25 protein-coding genes and 3 riboswitches are annotated in these 24,509 nt (G+C 38.9%); of the genes, 15 read left to right on the forward strand and 10 right to left on the reverse strand.

All coding sequences use genetic code 11. The features are described from left to right. The first annotated feature begins 86 nt into the window (after positions 1–86). On the forward strand, positions 87–1,202 hold the full coding sequence (locus tag ACOZ9X_RS08045) for a GerAB/ArcD/ProY family transporter (RefSeq protein ID WP_423417726.1): 1,116 nt from the start codon (positions 87–89) through the stop codon (positions 1,200–1,202). On the opposite strand, the gene ACOZ9X_RS08050 is transcribed toward ACOZ9X_RS08045, so the two are convergent. Next, positions 1,196–3,037, reverse strand: coding sequence for a prenyltransferase/squalene oxidase repeat-containing protein (locus tag ACOZ9X_RS08050; RefSeq protein ID WP_423417727.1), 1,842 nt, complete (start codon positions 3,035–3,037; stop codon positions 1,196–1,198). The genes ACOZ9X_RS08045 and ACOZ9X_RS08050 overlap by 7 nt on opposite strands. Before the next feature lie 140 nt (positions 3,038–3,177). Here ACOZ9X_RS08050 and msrA point away from each other — a divergent pair, with 140 nt between their 5' ends. After that, on the forward strand, positions 3,178–3,702 hold the full coding sequence (msrA, locus tag ACOZ9X_RS08055; RefSeq protein WP_423417728.1) for a peptide-methionine (S)-S-oxide reductase MsrA: 525 nt from the start codon (positions 3,178–3,180) through the stop codon (positions 3,700–3,702). A gap of 172 nt (positions 3,703–3,874) precedes the next feature. Here the strand turns inward: msrA and ACOZ9X_RS08060 are convergent, their stop codons facing one another. Both ACOZ9X_RS08060 and ACOZ9X_RS08065 read right to left on the reverse strand, forming a co-directional pair. After that, positions 3,875–4,588, reverse strand: a complete 714-nt coding sequence (locus ACOZ9X_RS08060; RefSeq protein ID WP_423417729.1) for a DUF421 domain-containing protein — start codon at positions 4,586–4,588, stop codon at positions 3,875–3,877. 167 nt (positions 4,589–4,755) lie between these two features. Further along, positions 4,756–4,932: a hypothetical protein gene (locus ACOZ9X_RS08065; RefSeq protein WP_423417730.1), complete on the reverse strand. Its 177-nt coding sequence runs from the start codon at positions 4,930–4,932 to the stop codon at positions 4,756–4,758. A 36-nt stretch (positions 4,933–4,968) separates the two neighbouring features. Between ACOZ9X_RS08065 and ACOZ9X_RS08070 the strand changes: the two genes are divergently transcribed. Beyond that, on the forward strand, positions 4,969–5,574 hold the full coding sequence (locus tag ACOZ9X_RS08070; RefSeq protein ID WP_423417731.1) for a LysE/ArgO family amino acid transporter: 606 nt from the start codon (positions 4,969–4,971) through the stop codon (positions 5,572–5,574). Between the two features lie 163 nt (positions 5,575–5,737). After that, positions 5,738–7,102, forward strand: a complete 1,365-nt coding sequence (locus tag ACOZ9X_RS08075) for an LVIVD repeat-containing protein (RefSeq protein ID WP_423417732.1) — start codon at positions 5,738–5,740, stop codon at positions 7,100–7,102. Between the two features lie 108 nt (positions 7,103–7,210). On the opposite strand, the gene ACOZ9X_RS08080 is transcribed toward ACOZ9X_RS08075, so the two are convergent. Continuing rightward, on the reverse strand, positions 7,211–7,972 hold the full coding sequence (locus ACOZ9X_RS08080; RefSeq protein WP_423417733.1) for an SDR family NAD(P)-dependent oxidoreductase: 762 nt from the start codon (positions 7,970–7,972) through the stop codon (positions 7,211–7,213). A 103-nt stretch (positions 7,973–8,075) separates the two neighbouring features. On the opposite strand from ACOZ9X_RS08080, the gene ACOZ9X_RS08085 reads away from it, so the two are divergent. Next, positions 8,076–8,444: a MerR family transcriptional regulator gene (locus ACOZ9X_RS08085; RefSeq protein ID WP_423417734.1), complete on the forward strand. Its 369-nt coding sequence runs from the start codon at positions 8,076–8,078 to the stop codon at positions 8,442–8,444. Positions 8,445–8,464: 20 nt separating this feature from the next. Beyond that, complete coding sequence (locus ACOZ9X_RS08090; protein WP_423417735.1) at positions 8,465–9,526, forward strand: P1 family peptidase; 1,062 nt, start codon at positions 8,465–8,467, stop codon at positions 9,524–9,526. Between the two features lie 74 nt (positions 9,527–9,600). Here ACOZ9X_RS08090 and ACOZ9X_RS08095 read toward each other — a convergent pair whose 3' ends face one another. The 6 genes from ACOZ9X_RS08095 to ACOZ9X_RS08120 all read right to left on the reverse strand — a co-directional run bounded on the left by ACOZ9X_RS08095 (position 9,601) and on the right by ACOZ9X_RS08120 (position 16,939). Next, complete coding sequence (locus tag ACOZ9X_RS08095; RefSeq protein WP_423417736.1) at positions 9,601–10,947, reverse strand: GntP family permease; 1,347 nt, start codon at positions 10,945–10,947, stop codon at positions 9,601–9,603. A 17-nt stretch (positions 10,948–10,964) separates the two neighbouring features. Further along, on the reverse strand, positions 10,965–12,542 hold the full coding sequence (gntK, locus tag ACOZ9X_RS08100) for a gluconokinase (RefSeq protein WP_423417737.1): 1,578 nt from the start codon (positions 12,540–12,542) through the stop codon (positions 10,965–10,967). A 4-nt stretch (positions 12,543–12,546) separates the two neighbouring features. Continuing rightward, positions 12,547–13,281, reverse strand: a complete 735-nt coding sequence (locus ACOZ9X_RS08105; protein ID WP_423417738.1) for a GntR family transcriptional regulator — start codon at positions 13,279–13,281, stop codon at positions 12,547–12,549. Positions 13,282–13,486: 205 nt separating this feature from the next. After that, a complete protein-coding gene (locus ACOZ9X_RS08110) occupies positions 13,487–14,272 on the reverse strand; it encodes a polysaccharide deacetylase family protein (RefSeq protein ID WP_423417739.1) in 786 nt (261 codons plus the stop codon). A gap of 192 nt (positions 14,273–14,464) precedes the next feature. Next, positions 14,465–15,778 carry a homocysteine synthase gene (locus ACOZ9X_RS08115; RefSeq protein WP_423417740.1) on the reverse strand — a complete coding sequence of 438 codons (1,314 nt, stop codon included), beginning with the start codon at positions 15,776–15,778 and terminating at the stop codon, positions 14,465–14,467. Between the two features lie 114 nt (positions 15,779–15,892). Further along, a riboswitch (SAM riboswitch) is annotated at positions 15,893–15,997 on the reverse strand. Between the two features lie 42 nt (positions 15,998–16,039). Further along, positions 16,040–16,939: a sulfite exporter TauE/SafE family protein gene (locus tag ACOZ9X_RS08120; RefSeq protein ID WP_423417741.1), complete on the reverse strand. Its 900-nt coding sequence runs from the start codon at positions 16,937–16,939 to the stop codon at positions 16,040–16,042. A 213-nt stretch (positions 16,940–17,152) separates the two neighbouring features. After that, a riboswitch (SAM riboswitch) is annotated at positions 17,153–17,258 on the forward strand. Positions 17,259–17,538: 280 nt separating this feature from the next. On the opposite strand from ACOZ9X_RS08120, the gene ACOZ9X_RS08125 reads away from it, so the two are divergent. From ACOZ9X_RS08125 to ACOZ9X_RS08165, 9 genes are all read left to right on the forward strand, one after another. Next, positions 17,539–17,682: a YezD family protein gene (locus tag ACOZ9X_RS08125; RefSeq protein WP_423417742.1), complete on the forward strand. Its 144-nt coding sequence runs from the start codon at positions 17,539–17,541 to the stop codon at positions 17,680–17,682. A 93-nt stretch (positions 17,683–17,775) separates the two neighbouring features. Beyond that, entirely contained in the window at positions 17,776–18,483 is a 708-nt protein-coding gene (locus ACOZ9X_RS08130; protein WP_423417743.1) for a phosphoadenylyl-sulfate reductase, read from the forward strand. Between the two features lie 26 nt (positions 18,484–18,509). After that, on the forward strand, positions 18,510–19,706 hold the full coding sequence (gene sat, locus ACOZ9X_RS08135) for a sulfate adenylyltransferase (RefSeq protein WP_423417744.1): 1,197 nt from the start codon (positions 18,510–18,512) through the stop codon (positions 19,704–19,706). Then, positions 19,672–20,271 (forward strand): adenylyl-sulfate kinase, encoded by a 600-nt coding sequence (gene cysC / locus ACOZ9X_RS08140; protein ID WP_423417745.1) that lies wholly within the window; start codon positions 19,672–19,674, stop codon positions 20,269–20,271. The genes sat and cysC overlap by 35 nt, the downstream gene beginning before the upstream one ends. Positions 20,272–20,295: 24 nt before the next feature. Next, on the forward strand, positions 20,296–21,924 hold the full coding sequence (locus ACOZ9X_RS08145) for a nitrite/sulfite reductase (RefSeq protein ID WP_423417746.1): 1,629 nt from the start codon (positions 20,296–20,298) through the stop codon (positions 21,922–21,924). 15 nt (positions 21,925–21,939) lie between these two features. Beyond that, positions 21,940–22,161: a DUF3906 family protein gene (locus tag ACOZ9X_RS08150; protein ID WP_191753389.1), complete on the forward strand. Its 222-nt coding sequence runs from the start codon at positions 21,940–21,942 to the stop codon at positions 22,159–22,161. A gap of 12 nt (positions 22,162–22,173) precedes the next feature. Then, a complete protein-coding gene (gene cobA / locus ACOZ9X_RS08155; RefSeq protein WP_423417747.1) occupies positions 22,174–22,959 on the forward strand; it encodes a uroporphyrinogen-III C-methyltransferase in 786 nt (261 codons plus the stop codon). Further along, positions 22,960–23,712 carry a sirohydrochlorin chelatase gene (locus tag ACOZ9X_RS08160; RefSeq protein WP_423417748.1) on the forward strand — a complete coding sequence of 251 codons (753 nt, stop codon included), beginning with the start codon at positions 22,960–22,962 and terminating at the stop codon, positions 23,710–23,712. Positions 23,713–23,727: 15 nt separating this feature from the next. Then, positions 23,728–24,366 carry an NAD(P)-binding protein gene (locus ACOZ9X_RS08165; protein WP_423417749.1) on the forward strand — a complete coding sequence of 213 codons (639 nt, stop codon included), beginning with the start codon at positions 23,728–23,730 and terminating at the stop codon, positions 24,364–24,366. A gap of 1 nt (position 24,367) precedes the next feature. After that, positions 24,368–24,482, forward strand: a riboswitch (SAM riboswitch). Positions 24,483–24,509 lie beyond the last annotated feature (27 nt).

The following is a 24,509-nucleotide window of genomic DNA, read 5'->3' on the forward strand; positions in this document are numbered from 1 at the left end:
CTCTCTAACCGAAAATGGCTTCCATTTTCAGATTGGATTGATGCTTTATATTCACCACTATATAAACTGATGTTTGGAGGATAAACATGAACCATACTATAAATCGATGGCAGCTTGTTTTAATCGTAATCAGTTTTATAATGGGAAGTTCATTATTAATGGCACCTAACTTAACTGCGTTTTTTTCTGCGCAGGATGCATGGCTTTCCATGCTTGTTGCGGTAATAATCGGTTTGTTCTTAAATGTTACTTGGATTTTAATACTGAAACGGTACCACTTTCGCTCTATTTTTCATATTACTGAAGTGGCTGGGGGTAAGGTGGTTGGAACGATATTAAATAGTTTAATCATCTTTTATGCTCTCCATTTAGCTTCTTATGTTGTTCGAAATCTTAGTAACTTTATGATTTCGAACGTCATTCCAGAGTCAAGTCCTTGGACTTTTCAGATTATGATTATCTTACTTGCTGTGTATTCTTGCTTCTACGGATTAAATAACATTGGCCGAGTAAATGAATTTTTAACACCGTTTATGATTCTCTTTTTTATTTGTTCGTTAGCACTTACTACAAATCAGTTCAGATTTTCGCACCTGCAGCCATTTTTTGATCAAGGATTTTTAAAAATATCACAAGGCGCATACACTACGACGGGATTTCCTTTTATCGAAATCATTCTGCTAGGAAGTGTTCTCACGTATGTGAAAAACAAAGAAAAACTCTCAAAAAATTATCTAGCAGGAATCTTGATTGGTGGGAGTGCTCTTATTTTAACCGTTTTTGTAGCTGTAGGTGTGGAAGGTGCTTATATGGTGAAACGGCAAAGCTATCCTACTTATGAGTTAATGAGAGACATTTCTATTATTAATATATTTGAACGGGTAGAGGTCATCATTGGAGTTGTATGGATTTTTGGAATACTTGTTAAGATTGTAATTTGTTTGTTTACAGCGTTAAAAGGATTACAGCATCTATCAAAGTTTACGAGTTATCATCCCTTTTTATTGCCCGCCGGATTACTCATATGGGCGATGAGTAACCATATTCATCCTAATACAATGGAATTCACAGATTTTGTAGGGCGAAATTGGACGCTATGGTGGTTTACCTTATATCTGATCTTACTTGCTGTATTAGGTCTAGGTATTTTACGGAAGAAAGATAAGGATATCGATCAACATACAGAAGATTCATCTCAATAGTATTTTTTATAATAGTGGGTAAGTGCAAGCAATGGCCAAATGTGCTCATAACTGTGATAACGAATATAGAATGCACCAGGTAAGCCGGCTCCCGTTGGATAGCTGGCTTCTTGTTTAGACAGCAGCCACGAGACAGCTTCCTCCATTTTTGAATTTGGTTGGTCGTTTATAGAAGTTAGCGCATTAAGTGCCCAAGCCGTTTGAGAAGGTGTACTTTTATTTAAACTGACATACTTTCTCGACGAATCACTTTCACAAGACTCGCCCCAACCTCCGTCTTCATTTTGAATCGATAACAGCCATTTCTTTGCTTTTTGAAGCGCTCTTTCATTCTTATGGACTCCGCATGATCGTAAGCCTGTGACGGCAGCCCAGGTTCCATAAATATAACAAACTCCCCATCGTCCGTACCAGGAGCCATTTAATTCTTGATTGGATAGAAGCCAACTCACCCCTTTTTTGATAGAGTGGTGATCCTGATTCATCCCATGGTAACTTCCTAAAAACTCTAAGGTTCTGCCTGTTAAATCTGGTGTGGACGGGTCAATCAGCGCATCTTTCGCATGCTTGATCGGGAGACTGCCAATCAAATAACGATTTGTGTTCTTCTCAAATGCTGCCCAACCGCCATCATCGTTCTGCATGGACAATAGCCATGACAATCCTTTCTCATAACTCGAATAATAGGAAGAAGATGTGCGACAATATCTTGCGATGGTACGGAGTGCTACTTGCGTATCGTCGAGATCAGGATGCTGTGTGTTACCTATTGAAAAACCCCAGCCACCTGGAAGTGCATCGGGATTATGAACCGTCCAGTCACCATACTTAGCTTGTTGCTGAGAGAGCAGAAATCTAGCTCCTTTTAATAAGTTTGCATGAGTAGGAGGAACACCCGCTTCTAACAATGTATAGAGAATGAGAGAGGTATCCCAAGTAGTAGAAGGTGAGTTCTGAAGATGCAGCGTTCCATCTACTTCACAAAACATTTTCATCAAACCGCTTAGAGCATTCTGAATAATGGATGATGTTCGATCAACTCCGTTAGAAAGTAGCCCATACACCATAAAAATCGTAGTTAACCCATAACTCAGAAGAGTTCCATCCGGTTCAATATGATTTTGAATATAAGAAAGTATGTTACCTTTCTTTGTGTTATTGTATGAATCTCTAATGTTCAAAATGGAAAACAGATTGATCCAATCTTCAATGTTAGATCCTTGTTGTGTTTTTCCTACTAGTTCAGATAGATCTGGCGTGTATCTGGAAGTAAGTTTTTTCTTAGATTCAATCATTAACAAAACAGGTGCAAAGTGTGCTCTTGCATAGCTGCTGATATCATAACGACTGATGGGAGATGTCTGTGGAAGTGAAAAGAGAATGGCAGGATCAATCGGCAGCTCTGGCCAGTGATATAAACCGTTCATGGCTAAAAAGACCTTTGTTAAAAGGTCCGCATTTTTTATTCCTCCATTACTTACGATGTAGTGTTTGGCGTTTTGAAGCGTTTCTTCCGTGTGTGAAAGGGGTTGTGCATACAAAAGAGCTGTATAGGCTTGAATAGTCGCTGACAAATTCGCAGGCTCCTCATCAGGGTATACACGCCACAAGCCATCGAGAGATTGTTTGTAAAGGATTCGATCGGCTATCCTTTTAATAAGGTTTTCATTTTTGTAGTCTATGGTTCGTAATAAAATGAGCATATACGCATCTGTGATTACAGAATTCTCAAAACAAAAATGCCAGGTCCCATCCGTTTTTTGGAGGGAAAGAAGCTCATTACACTGTTTAAAAACCTCAGATTCGATTTCTTCTTTAAAGTTCAAATTCCTCACCGCACTTTATCCATAGTGCTTACAGTGTATGTATTATATGGTTTATCCTATGAACAGCTAAGTGCAATCACTGTTCTTTTTTTGTTTATCACGATAAAATCTTTTTATGAATTGAGTTTTTGTTATTAGGAGGAATAAATTTGAGTAATAAAGAGCTTGCAACATTCGCAGGGGGTTGCTTCTGGTGTATGGTTAAACCGTTTGATGAGCTACCTGGCATTCATGGTATTGTATCTGGTTACATAGGTGGAGAACTTAAAAATCCAACCTATGAACAGATTAAAACGGGTGAAACCGGGCATCGTGAAGCGGTTCAAATCTCATTTGATCCGGAGGTGTTTCCGTATCAAAAATTGTTAGATCTGTATTGGCCGCAAATTGACCCTACTGATGATGGAGGACAGTTTATAGACCGTGGAAGTCAATATAGAACGGCAATCTTTTATCATACAGAGGAACAAAAGAAACTAGCGGAGAAATCTCTGAAGGACATAGAAGAAAGCGGCAGGTTTAATAAGCCGATTGTAACGGAGATTCTACCAGCAAGTGAATTTTATGAAGCAGAAGAGTATCATCAGGATTTTTACAAAAAGAATCCAAAAGCGTACAAAGAAGAGCGTGAAACTTCTGGTAGAGACACGTTCATAAACAAGAACTGGAAGTAGAGGACCATAATAATATTATGTAAACTTATTTAAAAGAGGCTTTCATCCTAAGTCTCTTTTTTGTATACTCCTAAAAGTTTCATACCTATGATACGTTAAAGTTAATAGAATTCTTTAGAGGTGATGAGTATAAAAACGTTTGTTGCTCTGATAAGTGTTGAATAATTATTTCTTATTCCACATCCAAAGGGGACTTAAGCTGATCATCATGTGTATCTATATAAAGTTTATTGCTGCTGGTCAATAAGGCATAAACGACATTTTCCGCTGAGAGGTTGCGCTTAATGAGTTCTGTTTGCAGCCACTCATGAGAGATGTTGTTTTCTTTAAGATTGTTCTGTAAGATCTCGCCATCCATAATCAACTCAATCGGCAGTTTTACTTCAGGCTTGTACATATTTAAGTCTTTACGCGTAACGTTAAGGTGCTGCTCTTTTTTCTTTACTGATAGCAGTCCGTTATTTTCAACGAGAGCATAATCCACTTCTTCAACAGAAAAGATATCTTTTTGCCTAAGCTGTTGATTCAAATAATCGAGTGTGTAGCGCATTTTCTTCATGTTATGTTCGAGTATCTTGCCATTTTCAATTACGACAGTTGGATCACCAGCTACAAATTTTCTAGCTCTTTTGCTTTTTAATGAAAGATAAGCAGAAAGATAGATCAAGATAACAAAAATAACAAGTCCCAGAAAGATGTAGCGAGCTTTGATTTCAAGCGCAAATGAGAGGTTTGCTGTTACAGAACCAAGTGTTACAACTGCGATGAAATCAAAGATTGTCATTCTGGACACTGTATGTTTGCCTAGTATACGGGCTGCAACATATAAGGCGATAAAAGCAACAATAGTACGTATCACAACATCTAAATAAGTGTTCAAAGACATCACTTCCAATAACCAGCATTATTTATCATTTAGTATTCTTTTTATCCAAATAAATTGAATTTAACACTCTACTTAAAATTTTTCATAAGGATATGTGGTTTTCTGGACTAATCGTTTAACGAATAGAAAAAAACGCCCAGAATTTAACCTGTGCGCTTCAAACTTCACTATTTGGTTTTCTTGTACTGATTCAACACGTGAACCATACCTTCTTCAATAAGCTCATTTGCTGGCTTATCCAGTTTTTTTGCTAAAGCCTTAATTTCTGAGTATAGTGAATGGCTTAGTGTGGTATTTACATTTTTTCGGTCATGGTTTTTCTTTCGTATTTCACTCGTATACATTTAACTACCTCCACTTCAAAAGGAGTTGATCTTCATTTGGCTCAAGCTCTATTTCATGGCATTCTATTAGCTTTTGGACTGATCTTGCCATTAGGCGTACAAAATGTTTTTATTTTTAACCAAGGTGCTCAACAACCATCGTTCTGGAGAAGTCTTCCCGCTGTTGTAACTGCTGGTGTTTGTGACACCATATTAATCGTGTTAGCTGTAACAGGGGTATCGGCTATTATTACTGCTTTTAGCACGCTGAAATTGGTTTTAATGATTGTTGGTATTCTCTTTTTATTGTATATGGGGTGGTCGATTTGGTCTAGCAAAACGAACACGGAAACCTCTCAATCTAGCATGCAGCCGAAACAGCAAATCATTTTCGCCGCAACAGTATCCCTTTTAAATCCGCACGCTATTTTAGATACCATTGGTGTGATAGGTACGAGTTCACTCGCGTATTCAGGAACTGAAAGGGTAGTGTTTACTCTAACATGTGTCGCAGTATCATGGTTCTGGTTTATAGGATTGGCATTAGCGGGAAGAACCATTGGGAAAATAGACTCTGAGGGAACCATCTTAAATCTAATTAATAAAGGATCAGCTATTATTATTTGGAGTATTGCCATATACCTGGCAACTATTACTTTTTGAATCATCTAGTTCTTTAAGCATCCTCTGAAACGTTGAGCTGCAACTTTCTACTTACAAATGCTAGAAAACATAAATTGTTAAATCCTTCCTTTGACTCTAGGTTAATTTGCTGAATTTTGTAATAATTTAACTCAGTAGCGAACTAAATTACTGGGAGGTACATATGAACAGAAAATTCGTATTAAGTCTTAGTCTTGCAACGGCTTTAAGTATTGGAAGTATTGGTTCATTTGTTTTAGCTCACGATGAATTAGGATCGGATATTATTGAAAAAGGAACTGGCCCTGGTTATGAAGCTATTGAATCAACGATCGAAGGATCTCAAAGTTTTAACTGGAAAGAGGTAGCAGCTGTTCAAATCAAAGAAAAAGACGGGAAACAGAATAACACAGCTGACGTTTATGTACATAAGGGTTTCGCGTACACAGGCACACATACGAAAAGTGGTGGTGAAGGCGGAGTTCGTGTTTGGGATGTTAAGGATCCATCAAATCCTAAAGAAGTAGCGTTGTTTGCAGATGATATCCCAGGAACTTGGCAAGAAAAAGTAATCGTGAAACGTGTTAGTACAAAACACTTTCAAGGGGATTTAGCCGTTGTTTCCGTTCAGCAGCTTAATCGTAAAGCAGAAGACTCTGTTGGAGGCTTTCTTTTATATGATGTAACGAATCCTTATCAGCCAAAAAAGCTTGGATTCTGGGAGCTTGATAAGCGAGTTACTGGAACACATGAACTGTATTTGACCGAGCAGGGTGGCAAACCGTATGTTTTGACTGCAAATCCATACGCTGATTATTATACACATGGAGAGCAAAAGGACTTTCAAATTGTTGATGTAAGTAATCCAGCTTCACCACAAACGATTTATCAGTTTGATCCTCGTGAATTACCAGAAGTGCCAGAGAATTTTGACGGCTATAACTGGACAGATTCGAATGGAAAGCAGCGCGCTGTATTTAACCATAGTACGATGGCTGATGTGAACGGTAAAACAGCTTATCTGTCTTTCTGGGATCTAGGTACAATCGTATTAGATTTGGAGAATCCGGAGAACCCAACCTATTTGGGAAGAACAACATTTACTGCAACACAGCAAGGATCTGCTCACTCTGCGGCTCTTGCTAAAGGCGGTAATGTGTTGATTGAAACACGTGAAGTGTATAATCCTACAAAACCAGGCTATGAACAATCTTACGGCTATACACGTATTTTTGATATTAAGGACAAGACGAATCCAAAGCTATTGAGTGAGTTTAAAACAGAGCTTGTTGACGATGTTCAGTATGGAGTCACGTTTGCTAACACTGTTCACGATCCGAAAGTACATGGCAATACGCTGTACCTTTCACATTATGGCGGAGGGGTCCGTTCAGTTGATATTACAGACCCTAGCAAACCTGTTGAACTCGGTAAATATATCCCTGAAAAATCAAACATCTGGGGTGTTGATGTAGCAGGTAACTATGTCTACGCTTCCGATATGGGAACAGGGTTAAAAGTTCTTAAACTGACGAATGGTGAACAGTAATCTTAAGAATTCATTGATCACAAGTATTTTAAAAATACAAACGACCAAACAGTCCCACATTTATCATGGGGACTGTTTGGTCTGTATATAAAATTATGTGTAACTATCTTATTTTCTACTTCTTTCTACATAAGGATAAATGGGGTCTTTTAGATGGAATTCATAGGTTACACCATCTACAATACCAACCACTTTTTCACTGTCATACAAATCAAGTAAAAAGTTGGCCATTTCTGCAGCTGTATGAAATTTAGGCATGGCCCCTTCATATTGAAATTCCTCAAGATCCATGGAACGCTTCGCAAATTCTGTCTCGGTCGCAGCTGGAGCCAACACTTTTGCTTGCATGGCTTGTCCTTTACTCTTTAATTCTTGTGCAAGTCCTTCTGTAAAGGCACTTACATAAAATTTGGATGCGCAATAAGTTACAGCATCCGCAACAATTGTGTAGCCACCGCCAGACGAAATATTGATAATTTGAGTTCCTTCCACGTCAGCGTAATCTTTTACATAAAGAGAAGAAAGAACGGTTAATGCTTCTATATTTAAATGAAGCATTGTTTCAATTTTATCTAAATTTTGCTCTCCGACTGAAGCAAAGTTTCCAAACCCTGCATTGTTGATCCAAGTTTCAATCTCATAATTCTTTAGACTTTGGTAAAAATTATGCGCATTCGATAAAATTGAAAGATCAACGGTTCGTACAACAACATCCAGTTTTGGATATTGAGTAAGGACGTTTGATTTCAGCTGCTCAAGTTCCTCTGTTCTCCGCGCTGCAATTATTAAATTCTTACCTCTAGCAGCGAATGCAAGTGCCGTTTCATATCCAATTCCAGAGCTTGCGCCAGTTATAACCGTGTATTTCATTATAAGTCACTCCCTAATGTTTGATAATTGTTTCTGTGTTTTATTATACTGATTAGAGTAAACTCTAAGTCAAGGAACTCGATAACTGTTGGGGTGATTGAATATGTATTCCATTGGAGAAGTAGCTAAACTTCTTAACGTATCAACACATACATTGCGATTTTATGAAAAAGAGAAGATCATAACACCAAAACGAACAGAACATGGAGATCGACGCTATTCAGAATCTCATCTTCAATGGCTGCGTTTTGTTATTAAACTAAAAGAAACGAAAATGCCGCTTGCTCAGATCCAAGAATATGCTTCGTTATTCTTACAAGGGGATCGAACCACTCAAAAAAGATTGGGTTTGTTAAAAAATCATCAAGAACATGTTCAGAATCAGATACATGTATTAAACGAGATTGATGATATGTTGCGCAAAAAGATATCAGCTTATGAAGAGTATCTTAACAAACGAAATTTCAGCTAATGCATAGAGAGGTGCAAAAATTGCAACAGAAAAGAATTCGAGATTTTGGTGTGAAGATCGGGAAACTTGAGACAGGAATAAGCAACTCGATTACAGATGTAGAGGGTGTTTCAGTAGGGCATGTGACGCTAAGTGAAGGAAATCGTCAAACAGGAGTTACAGCAATCATTCCTCATGAAGGAAATACATTTTTGGAGAAACTTATCGCTTCTAGCCATGTGATCAACGGATTCGGAAAAACGATGGGAACCATCCAAATGAAAGAACTAGGCGTGTTAGAAACGCCTATAATACTAACGAACACATTGAGTATCGGCACGGCTTCTGATGCATTGATTTCATATATGTTAGAACGAAATCCTGAAATCGGTAGAACAACTGGAACGGTAAACCCTATCGTTGGTGAATGCAATGACATGTTATTAAATGATGTAAGAGCACAGTTTATAAAGAAACATCATGTAATAGAAGCACTACAAAATGCGGGGAAGCATGTAATAGAAGGCAGTGTTGGAGCAGGAACAGGTATGCTTTGTTATTCGTTAAAAGGAGGCATCGGAACGTCTTCCAGGTGTTTCTCAATCGACCAGCAGATGTATACGATTGGCGTACTTGTTTTATCTAACTTTGGAATATTAAGCGACTTACAGATAAACGGTAGAGGAATCGGACAAGAACTAAAGGAATCTTTACTAAAATCGTGGGAAGAAAAAGACAAAGGATCTGTTATGATTATTGTTGCAACCGATCTTCCTGTTTCCGAAAGACAGTTGAACAGAATCATTAAAAGGTCAGTAGTCGGATTATCGAGAACAGGTTCATTCATTACTCACGGAAGTGGGGAAGTGGTCATCGGTTTTTCAACTGCAACAAAGATTCCTCATTTTAAACCAAAGCATATCACTAGCATTCCGACTATACATGAAGAAGATTTAGATCTCGCGTTTAGAGCAGTTGGGGAAGCAACAGAAGAAGCCGTGTTAAACTCACTTGTAACTGCATCACATGTAAAAGGAAGAGACGGGCATGAACGGCCAGCGTTTAAAGATCTTTTAGAAGAATTCAATATTCAGCTAGCGTAACCGTAATTGCTATACAAAGAGGACTTCATATAAAATCCCTATCGAGGCTAAGTCGATAGGGATTTCTTTATTTCTTATACAAACAAACTCAAAAGTAAGATAAAACCTAGTCCGGCAACTGAAATAATAGTTTCTAATAATGTCCAGGTTGCAAACGTTTCTTTCATACTCAAGCCAAAATATTCTTTGAACATCCAGAAACCAGCATCGTTCACGTGTGATGCTATTAAACTACCAGCACCTGTAGCAAGTACGACTAACGCAAGATTTACATCGGTCTGGCCTAGTAATGGGATAACTAGACCCGCTGTTGTTAAGGCAGCTACCGTTGCAGATCCTAACGAGATACGAAGAATGGCTGCGATAATCCATGCCAGTAAGATTGGAGAGAATGTTGTATCCTTAAACAATTCAGCGACATAATCCCCAACGCCGCCGTTGATCAATACTTGTTTGAAGGCTCCGCCTCCACCGATGATTAAAAGCATCATTCCGATATGAGTGATAGCTGTTGTACATGAATCCATAACCGTTTTAATAGGAATATTCCTTGCTAACCCCATCGTATAAACCGCTACGAGTAAAGAGATCAACATGGAAGTTGAAGCGTCACCAACAAAGCGGATCACTTCAAAGGTCTTCGAGTCTGCAATACCCATCGTGTTTTGAACAAGTGTAATCACCGTTGCAATCGACATTAAAATGACGGGAAGCATAGCTGTAAACACTGAAATACCAAAAGAAGGTGTATCTTCTAGTTTGAACACTTTTTGTTCGCCTAATGAAGCAATATTTCCTGTTTTATTGAATGAGTCAGGAACAATCTTTTTTGCTATTTTCGTAAACACGGGTCCAGCTAGAATAACAGTTGGAATCGCAATGATAAAACCGTAAAGCAATACTTCACCAATATTAGCACCAAATTCTCCTGCAATAACCGTTGGACCCGGATGAGGTGGCAAGAATCCGTGGGTTACTGAAAGAGCAGCTACCATTGGAATTCCAAGATAAAGAATAGAAACGCGTAATTGTTTTGAAATGGCAAATACGATTGGAATTAATAAAACTAGACCTACTTCAAAAAATAAAGCGATACCAATAATGAACGAAGCAACTACAATCGCCCATTGAATTTTCTTTTCACCGAACTTTTCAATAAGTGTAATAGCTATTCGTTGAGCACCACCGGCATCAGCAATTAGTTTACCTAACATAGCACCTAGACCGAAGATTAACGCCAAATGACCAAGTGTTCCGCCTAAACCTGCTTCAATCGATTTAACGATCTCTCCTAGTGGCATACCTAGTGCTAATGCAACACCGAATGATACGATAATTAGTGAGATAAATGTGTTTAACTTGAAATACATAATCAATAGTAACAATGCTAAAATTCCACAAGCTACGATAAATAATGGCATGATAGATCCCCCTGATGTTAATTTTTTCTAGTGATTATATTTCTTTGATACGCTGCAATACGCGAATAATCTTCTTCTAGTTTTCTAGATAGACTGATAAAAATCGGTAACAATTCTCTATATTCTTTAACCGCTTCTTGATTTGGAGTGTGAGTGTGAGTACTCCCGATCATATCTGAAGCCGCTTCAAACGATTCAATTCTTCCTGTTGCATACAAGCCTAGAATACATGCCCCTAAACAAGAACTTTCGTAAACTTCTGGAACGGCTAACTCTGTATCAAAAATGTCTGACATCATCTGACGCCATGTTTCTGATCGAGCAAAGCCACCAGTCGCTTGAATTCTGCTTACTGGTTCATCCATACATTCGACCAATGCTAAATACACGGTATAAAGGTTATAGATCACACCTTCAAGTGCTGCTCTGATCATATGTTCTTTTTTATGAGACAACGTTAGACCAAAGAAAGATCCTCGAACATCTGAATTCCAAAGTGGAGCACGTTCACCAGCAAGGTACGGATGAAACAATAAACCATCTGCTCCTGGTCGAACACGTTCTGCTATCTTTGTGAGTATTTCATATGGATCGATTCCTAATCGCTTTGCGGTTTCAAGTTCAGATGCAGCAAATTCATCCCGGATCCAGCGCAAGACAACACCGCCGTTGTTTACAGGGCCACCGATGACCCAATGATTCTCTGTTAATGCGTAGCAAAAAATTCTTCCTTTTTCATCTATTTGCGGCTTATCAATTATTGTACGAATAGCTCCGCTCGTACCAATGGTTACGGCAATTTCGCCTTTGCCAATCGCATCAACACCAAGGTTTGATAAAACGCCATCGCTTGCTCCAATAATAAATGGTGTATTGGAATCGATTCCTATCTGTTTCGCAATATCCATTTGACAGTGATTGAAGATCGTTGTAGTAGGGACTAGGGTAGATAGTTGATTACGATTAATCCCTGCAACACGTAAAGCTTCATCATCCCAATCCAGGTTTTTTAAATTCATCATCCCCATAGCTGATGCTAGAGAATGATCTACCACATATTCATTAAATAAGCGGTGGAATATGAACTCTTTTATTCCTATATACTTTTTGGCTCTAGCTGCGATCTCAGGCTGATCATTTACGATCCAGACGATTTTACATAACGGACTCATCGGATGGATAGGAGTTCCTGTTCGCTTATAGATCTCATGTCCGTTATATTGCAATTTTATTTTTCTAGCCCATTCTTCACTACGGTTATCTGCCCAGGTGATACAAGGTGTTAAAGGTTGATCATCTTCATCTATTGCAATCACACTATGCATTGCAGAACTAAAGGAAATGAAAGAGATAGCGTTAGATGATATTGAAGATTTCTTTATTACATTTGTAAGGGTTTGCAAAACCGTCTGGAAAATTTCTTCTGGGTCTTGTACCGCAGTAGAAATATCAGGTGTGTGAAGAGGGTACCCAATGTTTGCTTGAGAGAGAATTTCACCGTTTTCATTAAATAACACTGCTTTTGTACTTGTAGTCCCGATGTCGACTCCTACCATATAGCTTTTTCTATGTTGTGTACTGTCGATATCTGTCATTGATCTACTCCTTTTCTTGCTGCCATGCTTTTGATAGCATTTGTTGTGACATCCATAAATCATCTACTTTTCCTTGAACATCATCAAAATTTTGATGAAGTGATTGAATCATGATCTCTCTATTTTTTGAGGAGATCGCATCAATGTAGAGTTCATGGTTTTTCATGATTCGAGAAAGGTCATCGTATTTTTCGTTAAAATGCATGCGCATCGATAATAAGATGAAGCTTTCCATAACAGGTTTTGTATTGTTCCAGATCATCGTAATGTATGAATGATTGATAGAACGAATAATTGTTTCATGAAACAAAATATCCTGAAGAGCAAACTCATCAGCATCTTTGTACTTTATTGCAATCTGCATCATTTCTAAGATTTTTGTAAGTTCTCTAACTACTTGAGTGGTATCGTTTTTTACGAGCCGTTCAAACACGAACGTCTCAATAAGCAGGCGAACATCATATATTTCTTCAATTTCTTTTTCCGTTAAGCCGATCACAACTGCACCCATGCGCTCTAAACGAATTAAGTTTTCATTTGATAGAACTTTAAGTGCTTCTCGTATAGGAGAGCGGCTTACATGATATTCAGCTGCTAATTTATTTTCAGAAAGAGTGGTACCGCTTTCAATGAGTCCCGAGATAATCCTCATTCTCAGTTCACATGCGACACGTTCCCCGGTTGAAGCTTTAGAAAGCCACTTCTCAGGATAGAGAAAATCATTAGAATCGTTCAACATAATAACCTCCTTTTGTAGAACGAGTATACTTGTATACAAGTATTATAGTACAGTGATTATAAAATGCAAGCGCTTTTATTTATAGTTAAAAACTAAGTTATCTGGAGTCAAGAGTCAGGAGTCAAAAAAAAAGAGGAGTAGGTAGGGAAGTTAAAATATGAAAAGAAAAGAACAATCTAATAATAAAAATTGTTCTTTTCACTCTTTATTCGATTATTAAGGGGACTTCTTCTTTCTTCATTTCACCTTCGTGAAACTCATTGTATCGTGGGTGCATTTTTAATAGTTCATCAACCGTTACAATTTCATAACCCATTTCTTTAAGCTTAGGAAGGATAATCTTTAATGCAGCAACAGTTTGACTGCGATTACCGCCAGAATCATGTAAAAGAATAATATCTCCGTTTTTTAAATTCGTGAGGATGTGTCTGGCGATCCTTTCAGATCCTGGATTTGTCCAATCACGGGGATCTTGATGCCAAGACCAAAGGATAACCTTATATCCTTCTTTTTTTAAGACTTTTAAACTGTTCTTTGTAACTGTCCCGCCTGGAGGTCTAAACAATTTTATGTAATCTGAATGATGAGCAGGATCTAGAAGGTGCTCAGTCCTTCTTGTTTCAACCACAACTTTATGCCTTGAAATCGTGTGGAAGCTAGGGTGATTATACGTATGGTTGCCGATTTCATGTCCTTCGTTTAGCTCTCTTTTCACGATTTCAGGGTACTTCTCAACCCGCTTTCCAATAAGAAAGAATGTTGCATGTACACCTTCCTTTTTAAGAACATCTAAGATCTGAGAGGTATATACGGGGTCTGGTCCATCGTCAAATGTAATCGCAACTTGTTTCTTTTTTGAAGGAACTTCCCAGATCACATCTCCATACTTTTCAACTTCGAAACGATTTACAACACCAGCATCTACTTGAGGTCCAATAAACAGAATTTGAAATAAAAGCACGGAAACAATCACTCTTACAATGGTAGACATAATGAGCCCTCATTCTAAAATTTGTTACCTATAGTATTTGTAAGGAGAAACTGAATTATGACAAAGCTGTATTTTGTATGCAAGGTTGTTTTAAAGATGCTTTCCGTTTAAGGTGGTCGTTAACAGAAGAAGAGTCTTGACAACAAAAAAAGCTGCTCAAAGGATTCCTCTGAACAGCTTAAGCGTTGTAATCTACAATCCACTTGGAGAAAGTGAGATCGCTTTTAGAGCATGATCTAAATCATAGATTAGATCATCTACTGTTTCAATTCCGATTGAAAGTCGGATCAGTTCTGGACTTACGCCTGATTTTCTTTGTTCTTCTTCAGATAGTTGTTGGTGAGTGGTGCTAGCTGGATGGATGATCAATGATTTTGAATCTCCAACGTTTGCCAAGTGAGAGAAGATGCTAACATTTTCAATCAACTTTTTACCTTCCTCTACACCGCCTTTAACCCCGAATGTTAAAATCGCACCTGCGCCTTTAGGGAGATATTTTTGGGCAAGTTCATAGTAAGGGCTGCTTGGAAGTCCTGCGTAATTAACCCAATCAACCGATGGATGACTCTCTAAGAACTTCGCTACTTTCAATGTATTTTCAACATGACGTTCTATACGCAGAGCAAGTGTTTCCAATCCTTGAATAAATAGAAAGGAGTTGAACGGCGCGATAGACGAACCTAGATCTCGAAGCAGCTGTACACGTGCTTTTAAAATATACGCAAGTGGACCAAATGCATCCGTATACACAATTCCTTTATAGCTTGGATCAGGCTCAGTCAAGCCTGGGAATTTCCCATTGCTCCAATCAAATTTTCCAGAATCAACGATAACTCCACCGACTGAAGTACCATGTCCTCCGATGAACTTTGTTGCAGAATGAACAACGATATCCGCTCCATGGTCGATCGGACGACAAAGGTAAGGTGTAGCCAACGTATTATCTACAATAAGAGGAACTCCTGCGTCATGTGCGATGTCAGCGATCGCTTGAATATCTGCAACATCGATTTTCGGATTGCCGATGGTCTCAATGTATAAGGCTTTTGTTTTTTCTGTAATAGCATCTTTAAACGATTGAAGATTATCAATTTCAGCGAATTGTGTATGGATGCCGAGCTTTGGGAGAGTGACTGAGAACAAGTTATACGTTCCACCATATAGGGAGGTAGAAGCGACAATTTCATCACCGGAGCCAGCAATATTGAATATAGCATTTGTAATGGCAGCCTGGCCGGATGCAAGAGCAAGAGCTCCGACACCGCCTTCAAGTTTTGCGATGGTCTGTTCAAATGCATCTTGCGTTGGATTCATCAAACGCGTATAGATGTTTCCGAACTCTTTTAGGGCAAATAAGTTCGCTGCGTGCTCTGTTGAATTGAATTGATAGGAAGTGGTCTGGTAGATAGGTACTGCTCGAGCTCCTGTTGTAGGATCTACTTTTTGACCTTCATGTAAAGAAATCGTTTCAAACCCATACTGTCTTTCTGCTTTTTGATCAGTCATATTCGAATCTCTCCTCAACGTTATTTTTATATCCAATCGCATTCAGTTTCAACTTATCCCAGAAAAAAAGACCTCTTCCAAAAGAAGAGGTCCCGATGATTTCACCCGATCGAAGTCTCATCTTTCAGAACATAAATTGTTCTGCTGAAATTAGCACCATGCGTTTCCGCTGGTTGCCGGGCATCATAGGGTCAGTCCCTCAGCCTCTCTGGATAAGAAGATTTGAATATTGAATTAAGATTTATAATACATAGGTCAGTATCAATAGTCAACAGAATTTTTTAAAAATTTCGTGTTTTTATTTTCCGGATTACTTTTTACCGCATAGATAATACCGACCGCCCAAAAAGCAACAAGAACAAAGTAGATCGAGAACAACATGTTATTTGATACACCAAGAGTATGAAGAAGAGTTCTGGTGTTGGTAATAATGATAAGTCCTCCTACCAATACCCCTAATATGTGAGATGGAATGAGACGAACTAGCCATGCAGCAATTGGAGCCGCAACCACTCCTCCTAACATTAACGCTCCTACCCATAACCATTCTACTTGTTCCCATCCGAGAGCGATGAAAAATCCGATTGAAGCAGATACTGCTACAGCGAACTCACTCGTGTCTACAGAACCGATCACTTTTCTAGTTTTCATATCTTGTTTTGCCATAAGGACCGGAGTGGTGACTGGCCCCCAGCCACCACCACCTGTAGCATCTAAAAATCCTGCTAATAATCCAAGTGGAATAAGTTGTTTTTTCGTAAAGGGTTTACCATTCTCTGTTGCTTTCTTTTCTCCAAGTTTAAACAAAAAACGATATAAGATATAAATTCCAAGGAGAATTAGAAAGATTGAGATATAAGGCTTTATTAAATCGCCAGGCAGATTACTTAAAAAACAAGCACCTACAAATGCTCCGATTGAACCCGGCAAAATTAAGCGAAGAACGACTTGCCGGTCCACATTTCCGAATTTAATGTGTGAAGCCCCGGATGCCGCAGTGGTTACGACTTCAGCAAGATGTACGGATGCAGATGCAGCTGCAGGAGCAATCCCCGCTACTAAGAGAAGTGATGTTGATGTAACGCCATAAGCCATCCCTAGTGAACCATCGATCAACTGTGCAACAAGACCAATTAAAGCTAGTACGATTAACTTTTTCATATTCTTCCTCCTCAAAATAAAAAGGCCCTTAACAAGTGATGTTAAGAGCCTTCGGTTTACCGATCAGCGATACGGATTAAATTTTAGTTAATACTATATGATCCTAAAACATAAAAAGTCAACTGTTTGTTGAAATTTTTTGTAAAAATAGAAAAATGAAAAAATAGGTCTTGATATCCAATTCAGATATGTTATGATTTTATAAAATTTAAACTCTTATCCAGAGTGGTGAAGGGAACTGGCCCGATGAAACCCGGCAACCTGCGATTTGTAAGGTGCTAACTCCAGCAGAATGTATTTACATTTTGGAAGATAAGGTAATATGTTTACCTCCACTATCTTTCCGAAATGGGAAGGTTTTTTTGTTGCTCTTGAGAGTAGTTGATCTCCGCTCCAGAATGCTCGCTTTCCGGGGGGCGTGCGGTGAGCCACCTCGACACTTTGTGTCCTTAGGTGTCTCACCTGTCCCGCTGATCCCCCAGGAGTCTCGCATCTTACGCTCCAATCAACTCGTCAATGAAGATAAACACAAAAATGACCAACCAACCTTTTAGAAAAAAGCCTTTTAAAGATAGAATGTTAGAAAGGGAGGCCGTGGAGTGGCGAATGAAAAGGGTGCAAGTGATTTTCTTCCTCAGCTTGAAAAGATGCTGAGCAGTATTAAATTTGGTTCGATCACTTTAATCGTTCAAGATGGGAAAGTGATTCAGCTTGAAAAGAACGAGAAGGTAAGAATTAAATAGTTCGCTGACTAGAAAACTAGAGGCGGTTTTAACGATAGGGCTAAGCTCTAAAAACGTTAAAGCCGCTTTTTTATGTTAAAAGGAGGTAGCGAATTGCTAACGTATGTAACTTGGAATGAGAAATTGCCAGATTTTGATCACGAAAATCCGACAAAAGGTGCTCTAGGTGTGTTGGAGTGGGCTTTTGAAACATACGGTGAAGACTTAGTCTATGCATGCAGTTTTGGTATAGAAGGTAGTGTTCTTGTTGATCTTGTTTCCCAAGTAAAGCCAGATGCACAGATCGTGTTTCTCGATACAAACCTGCATTTTCAAGAAACCTATGACGTAATTGAAGCAGCAAAGAAAAGGTATCCTTCACTTCGAATCAAGCTAAAAACGCCAGCTCTCACTCTAGAGGAGCAAGCAGAAAAACACAATGATGCTCTTTGGAAGGTGGACTCCAACCTATGCTGCATGATCAGAAAGGTGATTCCTTTAGAAGAAGAGTTAAAAGGGGTCAAAGCTTGGCTCTCTGGTCTTCGTAAGGAGCAGTCAGTGGCTAGGAGTAATACTGAATTCGTCAACAGGGATGAACGTTTCAAAAGTATTAAGATTTGTCCGCTCATTCATTGGACGTGGAAAGATATTTGGCGTTATGCCCATAAGCATGACTTGCCGTATAACAAACTACATGACAATGGTTATCCAAGTATAGGCTGCGCTCCATGTACACAAGCAGCTATTAACGCAGATGATCTTCGTTCCGGACGATGGTCGGGAACTGAAAAACTAGAATGTGGGCTTCATGAGAATAAATAGAGAATTATTAGGAGGAGAGAAACACTATGAGTACGATTCAACCGCATGGAGGGCAACTGATCAATCGTTTCAAGCCTGATACACCATATCAGCACATTAAAAAAGAAATCAATCTTGATGCAACAGCACTTAGCGACCTTGAATTGATCGCGATTGGAGCATACAGTCCATTAACAGGATTTTTGAACCAAAAAGATTATCAATCTGTTGTCCACGATATAAGACTTAGTGATGGAACGGTTTGGAGCTTACCTATCACGTTACCGGTAGATTCTGATACAGCATCAACACTTAAAAGAGGTGAAGAAGTTCGTTTAACATACGATGGTGTAACCTACGGAATTCTTAACGTGGATGATGTTTATACTCCTGTTAAACAAATTGAAGCCGAGCGTGTTTATAAAACACCCGATCATAATCATCCTGGAGTTAAGAAGCTGTTCGAACGACGTTCTGTTTATGTAGGCGGCGAGATTACGCTTGTTGAACGAATTGAGAAAAATTCGTTCAAAGAGTATCATCTCGATCCGAGTGAAACAAGAAAACAGTTTAAGGAATTAGGTTGGAATACCGTTGTAGGTTTTCAAACGAGAAATCCCGTTCACCGTGCTCATGAATATATTCAAAAAGCTGCACTTGAAATTGTAGACGGTCTCTTCCTAAATCCACTTGTTGGTGAAACAAAGTCTGATGATATACCAGCTGATGTTCGAATGGAAAGCTATCATGTTTTACTAAAAAACTATTATCCTAATAACCGCGTGTTTCTTGCTGTATTTCCTGCAGCGATGCGCTATGCAGGTCCTCGTGAAGCTATCTTTCATGCGATCGTCAGAAAAAATTACGGCTGCTCTCACTTTATCGTCGGTCGTGACCATGCTGGAGTAGGGAATTATTACGGGACGTATGAAGCACAAGAGATCTTCTCACAGTTTACAGAAGAGGAGATCGGTATCCAAACCTTGTTTTTTGAACATAGCTTTTATTGCAACAAATGCGAAGGGATGGCTTCTTCTAAAACGTGTCCACACCCAACGGAAGAACATGTCATCTTATCCGGAACAAAGGTAAGAGAGCTCCTTCGAAATGGGGAACTTCCACCAAGTACGTTCAGCCGAAGAGAAGTAATAGAGGTGCTAATTAATGGACTAAATCGAAATGATGAAAATTATAGAATAGGAGATTCAAATGAGCAATCACCACAATATAATCTGGCACGATAGTTCAATTACAAAAGAAGCTAGGCGAAAACAAAACAACCATTCAAGTTTTGTACTTTGGTTTACAGGACTTTCAGGATCAGGAAAATCAACGATTGCTAATGCATTAGCAGAAGTGCTTTTTGATCAAGAAATAAGAAACTATGTGTTAGATGGAGATAACATTCGAAATGGACTAAACCGTGATCTTTCTTTCTCAGATAAAGATCGAAGTGAAAACATACGACGCATTTCTGAAGTGTCAAAGCTATTTGTAAATAACGGGACGGTCGTACTTACAGCTTTTATCTCACCGTTTATTCAAGATCGGGTTATGGCGAAGAATATCATTTCAGAAGAGGAATTTATCGAGATTTACGTTTCATGTCCGATCGACGAATGTGAAAAAAGAGATCCAAAAGGTTTATACAGCAAAGCGAGAAATGGTGAGATTCCTGACTTTACTGGAATTGATTCACCTTATGAAGAACCGGTATCACCTGCTCTTACCATACATACAAACGAACAAAACGTTTCCGAGTGTGTGGAGAGTATCTTACATTATTTGAAAAAAAGAAAGCTGATTTAACTAAATAAAAAGGAGATTGATAGAATGGCATATGAAAAGACGTGGGCAGAAAATCCGAAGATCAATAAAACAGAACAAAAAAAGCTTGTAAAAGATGGCTTGAAAATATTTGAAGATATCCCTCATTATGCAGAAAACGGCTTTTCTTCTATTCCAAAAGAAGAATGGGATAGTTTCAAGTGGGCGGGCCTTTATCTGCAGCGACCAAAAGAAGACGGCTATTTTATGATGAGGGTTAATGTTCCATCAGGCATCTTAAGTTATGAACAAGTAAAAGCACTGGCTCATATTTGTAAAGATTACGGAAGAAACGTATTCGATATCACGACACGTCAGGCTATTCAATTTCACTGGCTGACTATTGAACAGATTCCAGATATTTTTAATCGTTTAGAATCAGTCGGGTTATCGAGCGCTGGTGCATGCGGAGACATTACACGAAACATTATGGGTAATCCGATAGCAGGTATTGATCTACACGAACTCTTTGATACGACTGAGATCGTAAAAGAAGTATATGAGTTCTTTCAACATAATGAAGATTTCTCTAACTTGCCGAGAAAATACAAAATGTCGATTAGTTCTAATGTGAACAATAGTGCACATGCTGAGATCAACTGTGTGGCCTTTACTCCCGCATATAAACTAATTGATGATAAGGAAGTTCCAGGATTTCATATCAAGATTGGCGGAGGTCTTTCTTCTCGTCCTTTCTTAGCACAGCCACTCGATGTGTTCATTGAACCAGAACAGGTTAAAGACGTTTCTATCGCGATTACTACTATTTTCCGTGACTACGGTTATCGGGAAAAACGTCACCTTGCACGTCTGAAATTCTTAATGGCAGATTGGGGACCAGATAAATTTAAAGAGAAACTCTTAGAATATACCGGACCGCTTCACTCTAAAGGAAAAGATGCTCTCAAAACATGGAACGGCGGTTACTTCTATGGTGTTCATCCTCAAAAGCAAGAAGGATTACGTTATATCGGCTTTAACGTTCCTGTTGGACGACTTCATGCTGACGAAGTTTTAGAGCTTGCTGAAATTGCGAAGAAATACGGAAACGGTGAAATCCGAACGGTAAATTCTCAAAACTTAATTATTCCTAATGTAATACATGAAAACGTCGAGTTGCTATTAAAAGAAGGTATCTTCAAACGCATTACAACGCAGCCTCTATCTTTTATTGGTCATTCTGTTTCTTGTACTGGTATCGAGTATTGCAACTTGGCACTCGTTGAGACGAAAGAAAGAATGCGTAAAATTGCAGAGAACCTCGATCGAAAAATAACTCTAGATGTTCCCGTTCGCATTCATATGGTTGGCTGTCCGAACTCATGTGGACAGCGTCAGATCGCAGATATTGGTCTTCAAGGTGTACTGTTAAAAACGAAAGAGAAGAAGATGGTTCAAGCCTTTGAGATATATGTAGGAGGCACGCTTGATGATGGCGGAAAATTTAATGAAAAGCTTAAAGGAAAGTTTCATGCGGATTCTCTAGACGATGTACTATTACAGTTTCTTACCACATTCAAAGAAACGAAACTTCCATCAGAAAGCTTTTTTGACTATATAGACCGTGTCGGGTTGGAACATCTTCAAATTGAACTGGACCGAATAGCTGAAGAATTAGAAGAGAAAGTCTCATAAAATGGAGGTCTCGCTATGTATTTATACCGGTTTGAAGTGATTTCAAAATCCGAGGTTATTCCTGTTGTGATAGCCGCTTCAACAGATGAACAGGCTTTTCAGTTGGTTGACATCGAGCTCGAGAAGTATTTTTTGAAACAGCCTGAAGTTGATGAGATCTCTCTTTATGAAAAGAAACGAATTCGTACGGGGAACGGCTTCGTGCTGTATGAACGTGAAACGATATTAAATCCTTAAGGAGTGATGATGATGGGAAAAGTGTATCTTGTCGGAGCTGGTCCGGGTGATCCAGGACTAATAACTGTAAAAGGTCTGCGCTGTATACAAGAAGCGGATGTTATTTTATATGATCGTTTAGTCAATAAAGAACTGCTCTCTTATGCAAAACCGGACTGCGATTTAATTTATTGCGGTAAACTGCCAAACTACCATTTCATGAAGCAAGAAACGATCAACAGTTTCTTAGTTAAACACGCTCAAAAAGGAAAAGTAGTAACTCGTCTCAAAGGCGGTGATCCCTTCGTGTTTGGAAGAGGTGGAGAAGAAGCAGAAACACTTGCAAAAAGTCGTATTCCGTTTGAGGTGATTCCTGGGATAACTTCAGGGATTGCAGCACCAGCTTATGCAGGTATTCCTGTTACACATCGAAATATCGCTTCAAGCTTTGCGGTCGTTACCGGTCATCGTAAAAAAGGTGAAGAAGATGAACTGAAATGGGAGAGTCTAGCGAACGGTATTGATACGTTAGCGATCTATATGGGAGTTGGCAACCTAGGTTATATTTGTAAACAGTTGACGAGACACGGAAAAAGCAAAGAAACACCAGTTGCTCTTGTTCAATGGGGATCCTTAGAGAGTCAACGAACCGTAACAGGTACACTCGATACGATTGAGGATATTGTGGTTAACGAACAAATTGAGAATCCGAGCATGATTATTGTGGGTGAAGTCGTTCGTCTTCGCAGTGAACTGAAATGGTTTGAACAGCTGAATGATGAACCGAATGAGCTAGCAACCATAAGCGAGGCTCTATAAATGAAGGCGTTGCTCTTTATCTGTCACGGTACAAGACTGGAAAAAGGACGTATAGAAGCGGAAGAATTTGTGAAACTCTGTATGGCACAAGTTGATGTGCCCATTAAAGAGATTTGTTTTTTAGAGCTTGCTGAACCCTCTATCGCAGAAGGGTTTGAAACGTGTATACAAAAAGGAGCAACGAGTATCTCTGTGATTCCTGTGCTCTTATTAAGTGCTAACCATGTAAAAGTTGATATTCCAAAAGAACTTCACCACTTGCAGAATCAATATCCTGAAGTTGAAGTGATTTACGGGCGTCCATTCGGTGTACACGAAGCAATTTCCCACTTGCTGTGGGAGAAGATCACCAAAAGCGCAGTTAGTTTAAGAGAAAATCCTCATATCCTGCTTGTGGGCAGAGGCAGCACGGATCAAGATGTAAAGCGTGACCTAGAGACTATAGCGTCTAACGTTCAAAACCATTACGGAATCCCTAATATTCAAGCTTGTTTTCTAACTGGTTCAGAACCGAGCTTTGAAGAGGCTCTATGGAATAGTCGCGAGTTATACGACGAAGTCATCGTTGTGCCTTATCTTCTTTTTTCAGGGCTATTAATAAACGGGATGAAACTTACGATAAAACGCTATCAGCAACAATTTAAACAAAACGTTTCTCTTTGTGAGACGCTTGGCTACCAACCTATTCTTAAAGATGTTTTACTCACGCGTATCAATGAAACACTTGAAACAAAGAAATATGCATTTTCTTAAAAAGCGAGGAATGCTATGTATCCCATACATGTAAACTTGTCTGGTAAAACGGTCGTTGTAGCAGGCGGTGGAATAGTCGCGTATCGAAAAATTAAAGATTTATTGAATGAAGATGCAATAATTACTGTAATCAGTCCCACTGTTGTTAACGAGATTCAGCAATGGCATGCAGAAAAAAAACTGACTTGGATTGAAAGAGAAGTGAAACGTGAAGATTTGGAGAGAGCATTTCTAATCATTGCGGCGACCAATACCAAAGAGGTTAACTCTTGGATTGCAGAACATGCAAAATCCAAACAGCTAGTGAATATAGCGGATCAACCGCACCTTGGCAATTTTATTGTTCCTAGTGTTGTAAAAAGAGGTAGGCTTATACTCTCTGTTTCCACTTCTGGAGCTAGTCCAAGTCTATCTAAATCTATAAAAAAAGAGCTTCAGCAAAAATACAGTGAAGACTATGATACTTATTTAGATTTTTTATTCCAATGTAGATCCATCATTAAGAAGGAATTTCCGGAAGTTTGTCGAAAAGCCTTATTAACAAAGCTAACAGATCGGTCCTTTTTATATGACGTAGAAAAACAACGCTCGTATAAACAGGAATTATTAAAGAAGATAGATCGCAAGTTAGTAAATGAACCAATAAATGAATAAACCCTTATCAAGAGAGGTAGAGGGAGCGGCCCTATGAAACCTCAGCAACCAGCAGCTATAAGCTGAAAAGGTGCTAATTCCTGCAAGTTCAATTGCTGAGCTTGTAAAGATAAGAAGACCCCGACGCTTTAAAAAAGTCTTCT

It is taken from the genome of Fictibacillus nanhaiensis (assembly GCF_049537595.1).
Lineage (GTDB): Bacteria > Bacillota > Bacilli > Bacillales > Fictibacillaceae > Fictibacillus > Fictibacillus nanhaiensis_F.

Coding starts and splice junctions, on each gene's coding strand:
- ACOZ9X_RS08045 (WP_423417726.1), top strand. CDS start 87: ATGAACCATACTATAAATCGATGGCAGCTTGTTTTAATCGTAATCAGT.
- ACOZ9X_RS08060 (WP_423417729.1), bottom strand. CDS start 4,588: ATGTCTTTGAACACTTATTTAGATGTTGTGATACGTACTATTGTTGCT.
- ACOZ9X_RS08065 (WP_423417730.1), bottom strand. CDS start 4,932: ATGTATACGAGTGAAATACGAAAGAAAAACCATGACCGAAAAAATGTA.
- ACOZ9X_RS08075 (WP_423417732.1), top strand. CDS start 5,738: ATGAACAGAAAATTCGTATTAAGTCTTAGTCTTGCAACGGCTTTAAGT.
- ACOZ9X_RS08080 (WP_423417733.1), bottom strand. CDS start 7,972: ATGAAATACACGGTTATAACTGGCGCAAGCTCTGGAATTGGATATGAA.
- ACOZ9X_RS08085 (WP_423417734.1), top strand. CDS start 8,076: ATGTATTCCATTGGAGAAGTAGCTAAACTTCTTAACGTATCAACACAT.
- ACOZ9X_RS08095 (WP_423417736.1), bottom strand. CDS start 10,947: ATGCCATTATTTATCGTAGCTTGTGGAATTTTAGCATTGTTACTATTG.
- gntK (WP_423417737.1), bottom strand. CDS start 12,542: ATGACAGATATCGACAGTACACAACATAGAAAAAGCTATATGGTAGGA.
- ACOZ9X_RS08105 (WP_423417738.1), bottom strand. CDS start 13,281: ATGTTGAACGATTCTAATGATTTTCTCTATCCTGAGAAGTGGCTTTCT.
- ACOZ9X_RS08110 (WP_423417739.1), bottom strand. CDS start 14,272: ATGTCTACCATTGTAAGAGTGATTGTTTCCGTGCTTTTATTTCAAATT.
- ACOZ9X_RS08115 (WP_423417740.1), bottom strand. CDS start 15,778: ATGACTGATCAAAAAGCAGAAAGACAGTATGGGTTTGAAACGATTTCT.
- ACOZ9X_RS08120 (WP_423417741.1), bottom strand. CDS start 16,939: ATGAAAAAGTTAATCGTACTAGCTTTAATTGGTCTTGTTGCACAGTTG.
- sat (WP_423417744.1), top strand. CDS start 18,510: ATGAGTACGATTCAACCGCATGGAGGGCAACTGATCAATCGTTTCAAG.
- cysC (WP_423417745.1), top strand. CDS start 19,672: ATGAGCAATCACCACAATATAATCTGGCACGATAGTTCAATTACAAAA.
- ACOZ9X_RS08145 (WP_423417746.1), top strand. CDS start 20,296: ATGGCATATGAAAAGACGTGGGCAGAAAATCCGAAGATCAATAAAACA.
- ACOZ9X_RS08150 (WP_191753389.1), top strand. CDS start 21,940: ATGTATTTATACCGGTTTGAAGTGATTTCAAAATCCGAGGTTATTCCT.
- cobA (WP_423417747.1), top strand. CDS start 22,174: ATGGGAAAAGTGTATCTTGTCGGAGCTGGTCCGGGTGATCCAGGACTA.
- ACOZ9X_RS08160 (WP_423417748.1), top strand. CDS start 22,960: ATGAAGGCGTTGCTCTTTATCTGTCACGGTACAAGACTGGAAAAAGGA.
- ACOZ9X_RS08165 (WP_423417749.1), top strand. CDS start 23,728: ATGTATCCCATACATGTAAACTTGTCTGGTAAAACGGTCGTTGTAGCA.